Below are 11,409 nucleotides of genomic sequence, written 5' to 3'. Positions count from 1 at the left end.
ACTTACCTTTTCAATGCGTTCCTTTTGTTCCTTAAGAAAATTTACCGTTTTTATCAATTTGTCAGTTTGTTTTCCAGCCTCGGTCAACGCTTTTCCCAACTGGACATAATTGGTATGGTCATATACCGGATCGCCCTGGGCAGTACCATTGGCACACACAAATAGGACTATTGCCATGGTTAGTATTTTTGTTCGAATTAAATTTTTCATTGTTTCTGATTTTTAAGATTTACAAATAGTATTAATAAGGGCAGTCTATGACTGCTTGAGAAATAATTTGATCGCTTTTTCCATATCTTGATGTTCGTTATAGAGTTTCATGATGGCCTCATTCTCTACGCCATCGGTCAGATAGGCGGCATATACTTCCGGTGGGACTTCCAATCTGAAAATATTACTCTCTTTACCGATTTTGATGAACATTTCTGTGTATTTCCGTTCCCCAGTTAAATTGTTTCGTATCGACTTTAGTTGATTGAGGTCATGTGAAGACAGGTTGAGCCTGTTTTGCAGTTCGTCATATCCTTTTTCATTATACAAACTGTAAATGACCTGAGTGTTTTCTAAAATACTGGCAGAAGTTGCATTGCTAGGCAGTTGATTGATGGATTGCAAAATGATGCCAATGGCCCCGTTTTGTTTACGAATGGCTTGGTAGTAATATTCCACACTTTCCAATACATTTTCAAATTTGAGCTGTTTGGCAAACTCGTCAAATAGAATAATTCCCCTTTCGGCTTTGTTTTGCCATATCGTTCTTTGAATGGCTGACTTGATCAGTTTTAACATAACCGATAAAATTTCCTTATTGTCCTTGACTTCATCCAATTCAAAAACAATTAGGCGTTTGTCCTCGATTCTATAGGTCTGGTCTTTATTGACATTGAACAGAAAACTATACAGTCCATTTCCTACATATTCAGATAAAATGTGAAGAAAGTCATTAAGGTTTAAATGCCGTTCGTGAATATTTAAGGTGGTTAATAAAGTGTTTCTTTTTGCTTCTACAAACTTATATAAGGATGCCAATGATTGGGTTTCATTAATACTATTTTGGTAATAATATTGTAGCACTTTTTTTAAGGCAACGGATTGTGCTTTGGACGCTTCTTTTTTTGAAGCCAACAATTCCAATAAAAAAACTGTTAAATCCTCTAACCGATCCGGCTCTACTTCTGTTCCCTTGGCACTTTCCGGTATATAAAAAGGATTAATCCCTAAATTTTTTCCGTGTTTATAACGCATTATCACATGGTCATCGGGATAGAGTTTGGCAAATTTAGCATACGATCCGCCCAAATCAATAATGACCAATCGGACACCAGCTTCAAAGTATTGTCGCAAGATATTATTGGCCAAAAAGGATTTTCCTTCGCCTGTGGGTGCGAATATGGCAAAATTCCTTGCCTTGATGCGTTTCTTTTGTTCGTCCCACACATCTTTGAGCACTGGAATGTTATGTTGTCTATCGTTAAAAATAACGCCAGTGGCATCCGATTGGTAATTGGTGTTGTTGATATACAGGCAAAGAGCATGTTTTAAGTCGGTGACATAAACATCTTCATTGGAAAAATTGGAAGCATAACAAAAATAGCTGTTGACAAAATAATGTTTTCGTTCTTCGCCTTTGGGATAATAAGGTACAATATCCAGTTCCTTAAACTCCGCTTTTATATCTGAAGCAATTTTGCCTAGCTCTCCGGCTTCCGGAGACCAGAAGATCATGTTAAGATGTCCTCGGATGATTTGTGAGGTTTCATCTTCATTGATTTGGCTCAGGATATGCTCAATCTTTTTTAGCACCACCCGGTTTTGTGTACCAAAATTGATGCTCTTCTTTAGTTCTTCAATTTTCCGTTCGAGTAGTTTTCTCCATTTGTGCTTATCGTCTAAATATAAGACTTGATTCACGATATGGTTTTCATTAATGCTCAACCCTAACCCATCGATAAAACCTTGATGGAAAATAAAATCATTGGAAGTAAATTTATCATCGGGTTTACTGGTTTGTACTACATCACCAAAACACAGTTCACTATTGACGGCCAATACATCAAAATGATGGTCGCCAATGGCAATATCATTGCTGTTTAACAATATGTCCGTATCAAAATCTTGATTAAATCCATTAAAATAAGTATTGGTTAAGGACAGGATTTCGTTCTCGTTCAATTGTAACAATGACACCTTTCTGCTATTATTGATAAAAGAAACGGCATCATTGACCGCAGAGATAAACGCTTGTACCGAATGGTCAAGTTTGGTATAAATGCTTTTTTCTACACTGCGAAAGGGGTTGGTATATTTTGAAGCATTTAAGGCTTTGTTGTGGGGTAATATGAAAAACAAATAACAATGATGCTTTAGATATTCCCTACCTTTAAAATGGTTATTTGTCGCATTCTGTAAGAAAGTACCGTCATTTAATTTATCTGCCACATAGTGGCTCTTTTGGTAAATGTCCTGTTTATGGACGACCGTGGCGGTAGGCAATGACTTAAAGGCTTGAAACCATGTTCCATGTAATTCTTCAAAGTTTTTTTCAGATAGTGAATAAACTTCAGGGAGTGATGTTTTATAACAAAGGATGACATTTCCATTATTAGCGAAAGCGATATGCCCTTGGATATCAACTATGGGATGATATGCGGAAAGGTTTATTTTTTTCATGGTTTTTGAATATTGAAGGATGCTATCTTATCACTATTAGATAGACACGCTTTTTTATTACTAATAGTTTTAGGAAACACTTTTCTTAAATAGAAATGAGAAGGGTTCTTGGTCAAATAGATCAAAGCGATGAATAAAACAATATTGAATATTAATGCCGTAAGAATCACGATAAATCCAAAGGAAAAAATGATAATCATAAACGAGCCGATAATGGAAGTCATCATCAGGGCAAAAAGGGAAATGGACAAGCCCATAATCTCCGCTTGTTTTCTCATATTTCTATACACTTCAAATTTTTTCAAACTCATTGAGTTTTATATTATTATTTCGATTTACAAATAAATAAAAGCCCCAATGGGGCCTAGACTACGATTCCTATTAAATAGGTAAAGATGCCCACTACCGCCCCTGCAATGAGCACAAAGACTAATACACGGGTAATCCCTTTTTTTAGATCGGAATTCTCTCCAAAGAAATGTCCGGCGTTAAATAGGAAGCCGATTAGAAAAATTACCCCTAAGATGATGGGGAATATAGAGCGTACGGTTTGGGAAACATCATTTACGGAATCTTCAATGCCTCCAATTTGTGCAAAAATGGAAGTGGTAATAAATAATACCGCGGTCAACGAAATTGATTTTTTCATAAGAAATCTGTTTTAAATTTTTACTTGATTTTGATATTTGAAAAATAGTGTATATTGCTATACAAAATGCTGATAATCAATATTTTGTGAATAAAATATTATTTGAATTGGATTGTTTTCTTTTGATGCAAATTGGCATCGAATAGTATTAAAATCAAAAAGTGTTATGTTGATAACTGTAAAAATTTGGAAGGGTGAGACGCTGAAAAACGTCGTTTTTGTGTCCATGCTATTGCAACTATGCTTTGTTTTTGGACAAAATGAAACGTTTAAAAAAGTCATTGTTATTGATCCTGGACATGGTGGAATTGATCCAGGGGCAACAGGCGTAAATGGTGTTTTGGAAAAGGATGTGGTTTTGAATATTGCTAAGGAAATAATTAGACTTAACGAAACGCTATTTGAGGGTAATTTTGATATTTATTTGACCAGATATACTGATACACTTATTTCTTTAGGAGATAGAGCGAAGTTGGCAAAAACCTTAAAAGCTGATGTTTTCGTGTCTTTGCATTGTAACGCTTCTCAGGTGTTTTCAAAAGGAATGGAAGTTTATGTGCATCATTCCAATAAACTTTATACTAAATCTTCTATTGCTTTTGGGTTATCTGTTCTGAATGAAAGTACCGAAAAACTGGGTTTTAAAAAACGAGGGGGTAAGTTTGCAAATTTTCAGGTGTTGCGGGAAACGGTCGATTTTTACCCATCAATTTTGATAGAAACGGGGTTTATTACAAATACTGATGAAGCTAGTTATGTTGAGAAACCTAAAAATATTAGAGCGATGGCTTTGACAATTATAATGGGTTTGTATAATTATTTAAATATGGACGATGAAAGAATTTTTAATTGAGCTTGTGAAGATTTTAAACGCAATTATGACGGCTATCATTAAAGAGATGAAGTCATTATTAAAATTGAAATGGTAAAAATAATTGATCAAATTTAATAAACTGAACTATTGACTGAGCGTTCTAATCATAATACCTTTTAGTGATTATAGTGTTGTATATTAAAGTCAATATTATAAATAATATTGCTGCAGGAAATAACGCATTCAAATTAACCTTACCATCGGTTAATAAAAATCCAACCTCCGAAACCATTCCTCCTAAAATAAGACTTACAATTAGTCTAATCCACCATTTCTTAATTAGTATCATCGTTTGTTTAGGCTTTTAGTTTTTTATTGATGTCCTGTCTGCCGATAATTGCCATTATTTCTATAACATCATTATGGATTAGATAATAGATACTATCACTCCCACAAACACATCGTCTATATCCTTTTTTAATAAAATCAACCTTTGGAAATAAATATGGATTCTTTGATATAATTTCGAATTGCTCAAAAAAAGCGTAGAAGTATTTGTCAGCTTGTGTTTCTCCAAACCTATAAACGCCAAATTGATGGATATTGATCAAATCTAATTTTGTTTGCTCGGTTAAAATATACTTCATATTATTTTTGAAGCTGCCCTTTGGATTGTGCTAATATTTCTTCCGCAGAATCATTTGTGAAACCACTTTTTTCGGCTTTAATTAATTTTAAACGAATCCAATCAATTTCCGCTTGTTGTTCTCTAGCTTGACGAATTAGATCATTAACCAATTCACTCTTGCTGGTGTACTCTTCACTTTCAATTACTGATTTCAGCCATTCATCATTTGGCTTTGTCAACGTTATGCTCTGTCTTGCCATATCTTTATATTTTAATGATGCTAATATACAGCAATAACGCACCAAATACAAATTTTATTATCTTTACTTGAATTTTAAAAAGCATTAATAACGAGGAACAATATAATTATTACCATAGTACTTTGTAATAACCTTTTCAAGTAATAAAAATGTATATCTTCTATAGTTTACTTGTGTTCATAGTATGTTTTAATAATGAATTAACCTCTTCTAGTCATAATAACCGTATTAGCAAATCTGAGATTGTGATTGGTTTGTCTGTTTTAAAAGGGTTTCAATGAGGTCATAATTAATCTTGGCAGGATTTGAATATCGAATAGTGCCTTTTCCATGATTGGTACCAGTTAAAAGTTCCTTACTATTCAGCATTACTTCGTGAATTAGAAAATAAATTGTAATATGCTGTTTTTGGCTTGCAAATGCCACTTCTACTTGATTGTTTCTTTTATAGGAAGGGACCTTGTAGAACATGCCCTCCTCATGATCCGGTAGATGCTTCAAACAAAGCTCTCTAATTTTGATGAGTGCCGTTTTTCTTTTTTCGGGAACATCTTCTAAATATTCTAATACTTTATTGTAATTGTTTGCCATTACTATTTGTTTTCAAAATTGGGTATAACTAGTAGGTTCATGTAATATGACACATAAATCTATTATATAGATTACCAAATATAAGAAATATTGTTGCCTATAATTCGTTTATTTGAACTTTACAGACGGAGGTAAAGTAATATTAATGTTATTCGTAATGTATTTTTTTCTTCCACTTAAAATATGAATTCCATTCTTAAAATCTTTTAAAAAATTGAAATTACTTAAAATCTCATATCCAGATGCAGCTTTTGCTAAATTTCCAAGACCCACAAAAAATTCTTTTGATGCCCTTTTCATTTTAGTTTCTTCATATTTAAGAATAACTCTCATGCCATCTTCGTCATATAATCTGCAAATTGCTTTACAATAGTTATCAAAAGCAGTATTCAATGTTCCCAAACTTAGGTCATCTCTTTTTTTATTATAATTATCATAACTAGAGAAAAAATCTCTTCCTTCACCATGTTGACGTATTTTCATTAAATCGTCATATTCTCTGTTCAAAATATAATCATAATGTGGTATTTTTCCAACCAAGATAGGATAAGATGAAATTTCATTATGTTTTAACCCATTTTCATCATTTATATGTTCATCTATATCAAAATCATAGGCTGGATGATTAACCATTGAGCCAAACAAATCTGAAAGTGCACTGTGGTGGTATCTTGAAGTCAATCTCAAAAAATTTAAGGCCTTTTCATTATTTCTAGAATCACTTTTATTTAAAAAGGCATCGACCGATATTGCTATGTCATTATTTTTACCTAGAGAGTAATCCAAGAATTTATAATATAATTCATGTCTCTCCAGTAGCTCAATTTTCTTATTATTTTTTAATTCTATTTTTTTCGACTTCTTTAATATGCTTTTTATAGTTTTTTTCGAATAATGATTTTCAATTACTTTTGTTGACCCAGTATCGAACATTCGTTTCAGACCCAAATTTAATTTATTAAAATAGATTTCCTCAAAAGATTTTCCTTGGTGATTAGTTTTTGGCCATACTTTAAAATTTCCAATATCTTCACAAATCAAAGAGCTAGAGAAAAGTCTATGTCTAATTGAATCATAAACTTTACCTTCATATTTTAAGTTTTTACCACTTCCTCTACCCTTATATTTTAATGCCATATTTTTATAAACTTCTTCCAAATTCGTTTTTTTGGAATCACTATAAGCTGGCGTAATTATATTTTCTCTCATTCCTTTTTCAAAAAGAGAAATTTCCTCATGCCTATCTAAGTACTCAAAAAGTCTACTTGAATTCAGAAAATTAGCTTCGTGTACAAGAAGTTTTTTATCAAAAAGAATACTTTTAACTAAATGTCTTTGAAATTTTTCATTTGAAATTTCATTAGATATCATTTCATCAACCGTATTAAAAAGTAAATATTCTTTTTTAGGCATGCGAATCGTTTTATTGAACTTTTATTTATCATCCTTAGGATTTAAGATTGCCTAATTCGAGCTAGATGTATCTATTGACATAAAAAAGTTTGGATGTAAAATTACTGGTAATTCAGTATTATGTCTTTCTTTAATCTTATACTCTAAAAATTTGACTAATTCATCCGCTAACTCCTTCTTAATTAGAATTAAATCATCTTCAATCCATGATGTTTGAACCAGCCACATGGAATTATCTATTTTATCAATTTCGAGCAGCAATTCATCATCTTTAGATACATCAACCTTAGTATCTTTATAAAAATCAACATCTAATTCTGATATTTTATAATTAAACTCATTCATAACTATTCATCGTTTTATAGAACTTGAGAAAGGCAAGTTACAACTACTAAGTTAAAAGTTCAACTTAACGCTATTTTTCTAACGTTTTTTATTTCTTGCTTAAGTCAAATCCTAAATTGAGCTGTAACATTAGTGGCCAAATGTTCCCGTTACCTTTTGTGTCAAAATAATATTGAGGTCCAACATCAAATAAAAAGTGAAAATTCTTTCCATATTTTCTTTGTATTCCCCAGGTTGGTCCAATAGCGAAATCGAAATTGGAAGTTCGGTTTACATTTTCTGATATTGAATTCCCACGTGATATTAATCTTGATGAAACGAAATTTCCAGAATTATTTTCGGTCGTTCTGTTTTTTCCATTTCTTCTATTTAGGTTATAAAACCATTTTTGCTGTAAATCAGTGAATGGACTAATTATATAAATGAAACCACTTCCTCCAAAAGTCAAATCAGGATACCCTTCTCCAAAGCTAATTCCGAGTGCAGAAGAAAAAGTTGAATATTGACCTGTTGGCATTTCTAATTCAATAGATGGGTTTAAAAAGTTTATCCTCCAAATTTTTTTTGTATTTATATTTTCATTTGTTTGTCCACTAACTGAAATTGCGATTATTAAAATAGTTCCTAAAATTAAATTTCTTCTCATTAGTGATTGTAATTTATTTATACTTTTATATAATTCTACTTAAGGTCATCGTTTAATTCGACTTTAGACAGCAATTTAAAAATAAAATTTGATTGTATATAAACCTTTAAAAAATACAAGTCTTACTTATGAATAATTGCAGATATTATCTCAGCTCTTTGCTATGAGTATTTTTTTTGTCCGATGAAAATTTCCAAGCTCCAAGTGCCAGCAAAATATATAATATAACTATCGCTAGCATTTGTTGCCAGTTGTTTGTAAACTCATAATACAGAATTAAAACTCCGCCTATACATAGACCAATTATCGATAGTACGGTCAAAAATGTTGACGAATTGGTTTTGCCTCTTATTTTAAAATTCGCTATTGCCATCAATAATGAAACTAAAAGAAAAGTTACGCTTCCAAATTCAAGAATCAATTCCAAACCGCCAATTAGGATTAAAATGCTTGAAATTATGGCCATCGCTATAATTGCATTTTGTGGGCTGTTATTTTTACGTATGGAAAGAATATGTGGGAAAAAGCCATCTTTTGCAATAACGGACATTTGACGTGAAGAACCAAAAACAGTTCCACTAATAGCACTACTTGTGGCTAAAATTGCACCCAAAATTACGAGGTTTGTCCCCAATTTCCCTAATACATTTCCGGCACCTGAAGCAAGTGCAAACTCCTTGTTTTTAATAATTTCCTCATTTGGTATTGCGAATAGAGCTCCCATAGAAATGACCACATAAATTATTATTGCCAAAGCAATAGCACTATATACGGCCCTAGGAATGTTTTTTTCTGGATTCGTCATTTCTCCAACCGCATTTATGACCAACTGAAATCCTTCATAGGCTACAAAAGTGAGAGAGGCAACTATTAAAATTGAAAACGCACTTGAATTTTCTAAATCTAAGGTCATATTCTCAACAAAAGAACCAAAATCGGTTGTACCATGTGTCATTAACACAACTGAAATTATAGTTAAAACAATAAGCTTAGTATAGACCATTAAGTCCTCAATTTTGCCCATACCATTGACGCTCCAAATATTTATCAAAGTAAAAACTCCAATTATACCAATTGCAACGCCCTTTCGAATCCAAATATTATTGGCAAAGTCGGTACTACTGATAGCATAGGATGAAAATGTATAAGCGTATAAGGATAGTGTACTAATATATCCAAAAATGATAAACCATCCAATTGCAGATGCTGAGAAATTTGATTTTGGATAGGTTCGTTTAAAGAATGAATAAGTAGCCCCTTCATCTCTGTAAAACAGTCCTAACTTTACATACGAATAGGCTGCCAGAGAAGCTATAAGCCCGCCTATTATTATTGCAATCGGTGTTAGGTTTCCAATCAGAGAAACTGAAACCCCAAGTATTGTGAAGATTCCGCCTCCTACCATTCCGCCTAATGCGATGGCGATTAGCTCAGCTAAACCCAAGCTCTTGTTCCTCTTTCTGTGTTGCGTCATTTTCTTTCTTTTCCCGGTATTATAAGTAACGGAATTTTTACATGACTTGCTAACTCAGATTCAACATTATTAGCGAATAATTTATGCCAAAGATTATGCGTTTGATGCCCAATAATAAGCATATCTCCATTATAGAGTTCTATTATTTTTTTAATCTCTTCAACGGGTTTACCTATAGGTTCAAACTCTTTTATATTAACTTTAGGGAATAGTGATTTTACTTGTTCAATATTTATTTTTGCTTTAAATTGATTGGCTTTTTCAATGTCCTGAGGTATTATCCCTGCATCAATATTTCCGATAGAAAGGTTTGTTACTTCAACAATTCCTACTTCTAAATCATAATTTATTGCGAATTCAATTCCAAAAATTGCTGCATTCAATGCAGAAGAACTATCATCTATGGCGATTAATATCTTTTTCATTTTTCTTTAATTGGACATAACCTAAGTATATAATCAATACTAATTATATATCTCAAATATAAGAAATATTGTTACCACTATTTATCGTTTATTTAAACTTTTAACTCAGTTCTTTATTGGGTCTTGGTTTTTTAAATCTCCTCCATTTATTGATATCTACTTAATATTTTAGAAAAATTCACTCGACAATTTGTAATCTATTGGCTCAAACGAATCATATTTCCATTTCATTTCAATAATTTTAACATTAAGTTTATTGGCATATCCAAGCAAATCACTTTTTTGCTTATCATTTGCATAACTAGATATAAAAATAGCCTCTATACAATCTGAAATATCAAGCATCATACTTTTATCAAAAACAAATTCATCTTGAATTTTTTCTATAGAACACTTATTTTTATCAAATAAAGTTCCAATTCTATATTCGTTTTCACCTGAATAATCAAGGTGCTTATAAAAAAATGATTCTTTCACTGTTTTTTCAAGTTGGTCTTTATATTTCTCTTTTCCAATATTTTGTAAGTGGTCTCCTTGAATATGTCCTATTTTTTTCTCCCATAATTCTTGAAATGTAACATATTTTATATTTTCATCTATTATTTCAAGTTTGTTTTTATTTAATGATAAAATTTTTTCTTTGGAAAATGCCAGACAAACGCCTTTAAATTTATCAGCATATTGATCCCACATCCGAAATTTAGTAAAACCAAATATTTCTTCATTTCCTTTAAAATTTGTAATGTAGTTTTCATTAGCAAAATCTTCTCCCATGTAGTTTTGACAGAAACATATTTGATTAAACTGTTTTTCTAAATCGCCAATAAAAACATGTAATTCTTCAGCTTTATATCCATCATATTCTCCATTTATAGAAGATACTGTTCCTCGACGAGATTCTTTACTTTCTATTGGGTCAGTTGAATTCTTAGCTCTATTAAATTTCAATTGATTGTTATGAAGAATAAAATCTATTGCTGTAGATGCTTTAGTATAGTGATAAATAATATCTTCTTTGTAAAGGTTTTTAAAGAACTTAATATTCATATTTCCAATTTTGTTGAAGTTCGTTTTTTTTCACCATTACGCCTAACCTAGAGATATAATCAATATTAACTATATATCTCAAATATAAGAAATATAGTTCCTCCTAGTTCATTTATTCAAAACTTTCATGTCTTTTCCGGTTTCTCTCCGTTTCCCAATCACGAACTTCTTCAATATACTTTAGAAATTTTTTCTTTTCGATAATTGCCCAACTTTTCACATTCTCATTTCCATGATTGAATAACTTATCGAATAAAATTATTCTTTTATTCAATATCGCAGCCTTTGAGCCACTCCAAGAATTTGGTTCTATAGAGTTTTTCATAATTTCTAATATTGGTAATATATCAACTACTTTTATTAACGCATAATAGACAATTGGTTTCCAATTTAATCCTTTTGTTTCTTTTGAATTGAAACAACTCATTTTACTTAAAATCAAAGAGA

At 31.5% G+C, this 11,409-nt stretch carries 15 protein-coding genes and 1 pseudogene; 1 reads left to right on the top strand and 15 read right to left on the bottom strand.

Annotated elements, in window-relative coordinates:
• The 4 genes and pseudogenes from UMM65_RS16715 to UMM65_RS16700 all read right to left on the bottom strand — a co-directional run.
• Positions 1 to 210: pseudogene (locus tag UMM65_RS16715) on the bottom strand (conjugal transfer protein); the annotation flags it as partial.
• Between the two features lie 45 nt (positions 211 to 255).
• A complete protein-coding gene (locus tag UMM65_RS16710) occupies positions 256 to 2,670 on the bottom strand; it encodes a TraG family conjugative transposon ATPase (RefSeq protein ID WP_321978201.1) in 2,415 nt (804 codons plus the stop codon).
• The gene (locus UMM65_RS16705; RefSeq protein WP_321978200.1) at positions 2,667 to 2,981 is read right to left on the bottom strand and encodes a hypothetical protein; all 315 of its coding nucleotides are present in this window, start codon (positions 2,979 to 2,981) and stop codon (positions 2,667 to 2,669) included. Before UMM65_RS16705 ends, UMM65_RS16710 begins: the two co-directional genes overlap by 4 nt.
• A 53-nt stretch (positions 2,982 to 3,034) precedes the next feature.
• Positions 3,035 to 3,319, bottom strand: coding sequence for a hypothetical protein (locus UMM65_RS16700; RefSeq protein WP_321978199.1), 285 nt, complete (start codon positions 3,317 to 3,319; stop codon positions 3,035 to 3,037).
• A gap of 166 nt (positions 3,320 to 3,485) precedes the next feature.
• Here UMM65_RS16700 and UMM65_RS16695 point away from each other — a divergent pair, with 166 nt between their 5' ends.
• Positions 3,486 to 4,172 carry an N-acetylmuramoyl-L-alanine amidase family protein gene (locus UMM65_RS16695; RefSeq protein ID WP_321978198.1) on the top strand — a complete coding sequence of 229 codons (687 nt, stop codon included), beginning with the start codon at positions 3,486 to 3,488 and terminating at the stop codon, positions 4,170 to 4,172.
• A 121-nt stretch (positions 4,173 to 4,293) separates the two neighbouring features.
• Here the strand turns inward: UMM65_RS16695 and UMM65_RS16690 are convergent, their stop codons facing one another.
• From UMM65_RS16690 to UMM65_RS16640, 11 genes are all read right to left on the bottom strand, one after another.
• Positions 4,294 to 4,482 (bottom strand): hypothetical protein, encoded by a 189-nt coding sequence (locus UMM65_RS16690; RefSeq protein WP_321978196.1) that lies wholly within the window; start codon positions 4,480 to 4,482, stop codon positions 4,294 to 4,296.
• A 7-nt stretch (positions 4,483 to 4,489) separates the two neighbouring features.
• Positions 4,490 to 4,780 carry a type II toxin-antitoxin system RelE/ParE family toxin gene (locus tag UMM65_RS16685; RefSeq protein ID WP_321978194.1) on the bottom strand — a complete coding sequence of 97 codons (291 nt, stop codon included), beginning with the start codon at positions 4,778 to 4,780 and terminating at the stop codon, positions 4,490 to 4,492.
• A 1-nt stretch (position 4,781) separates the two neighbouring features.
• Positions 4,782 to 5,021: a ribbon-helix-helix domain-containing protein gene (locus tag UMM65_RS16680; protein WP_321978192.1), complete on the bottom strand. Its 240-nt coding sequence runs from the start codon at positions 5,019 to 5,021 to the stop codon at positions 4,782 to 4,784.
• Positions 5,022 to 5,249: 228 nt separating this feature from the next.
• On the bottom strand, positions 5,250 to 5,612 hold the full coding sequence (locus UMM65_RS16675; protein ID WP_321978191.1) for an iron chaperone: 363 nt from the start codon (positions 5,610 to 5,612) through the stop codon (positions 5,250 to 5,252).
• A 108-nt stretch (positions 5,613 to 5,720) separates the two neighbouring features.
• The gene (locus UMM65_RS16670; RefSeq protein ID WP_321978190.1) at positions 5,721 to 7,025 is read right to left on the bottom strand and encodes a hypothetical protein; all 1,305 of its coding nucleotides are present in this window, start codon (positions 7,023 to 7,025) and stop codon (positions 5,721 to 5,723) included.
• Positions 7,026 to 7,076: 51 nt separating this feature from the next.
• On the bottom strand, positions 7,077 to 7,370 hold the full coding sequence (locus tag UMM65_RS16665) for a hypothetical protein (protein WP_321978188.1): 294 nt from the start codon (positions 7,368 to 7,370) through the stop codon (positions 7,077 to 7,079).
• Between the two features lie 88 nt (positions 7,371 to 7,458).
• On the bottom strand, positions 7,459 to 8,016 hold the full coding sequence (locus UMM65_RS16660) for a hypothetical protein (protein ID WP_321978186.1): 558 nt from the start codon (positions 8,014 to 8,016) through the stop codon (positions 7,459 to 7,461).
• Positions 8,017 to 8,161: 145 nt separating this feature from the next.
• Positions 8,162 to 9,490 (bottom strand): APC family permease, encoded by a 1,329-nt coding sequence (locus tag UMM65_RS16655; protein WP_321978185.1) that lies wholly within the window; start codon positions 9,488 to 9,490, stop codon positions 8,162 to 8,164.
• A complete protein-coding gene (locus UMM65_RS16650) occupies positions 9,487 to 9,915 on the bottom strand; it encodes a universal stress protein (protein WP_321978184.1) in 429 nt (142 codons plus the stop codon). Before UMM65_RS16650 ends, UMM65_RS16655 begins: the two co-directional genes overlap by 4 nt.
• Before the next feature lie 168 nt (positions 9,916 to 10,083).
• Positions 10,084 to 10,962: a DUF2971 domain-containing protein gene (locus tag UMM65_RS16645; protein ID WP_321978183.1), complete on the bottom strand. Its 879-nt coding sequence runs from the start codon at positions 10,960 to 10,962 to the stop codon at positions 10,084 to 10,086.
• A gap of 112 nt (positions 10,963 to 11,074) precedes the next feature.
• Positions 11,075 to 11,389, bottom strand: a complete 315-nt coding sequence (locus tag UMM65_RS16640; RefSeq protein WP_321978182.1) for a hypothetical protein — start codon at positions 11,387 to 11,389, stop codon at positions 11,075 to 11,077.
• Positions 11,390 to 11,409: the final 20 nt, after the last annotated feature.

The organism is Aureibaculum koreense (assembly GCF_034296135.1).
Lineage (GTDB): Bacteria > Bacteroidota > Bacteroidia > Flavobacteriales > Flavobacteriaceae > Aureibaculum.
The sequence above is the reverse complement of the archived record's forward strand: the minus strand, read 5'-3'. Positions and strand labels throughout refer to the sequence as shown.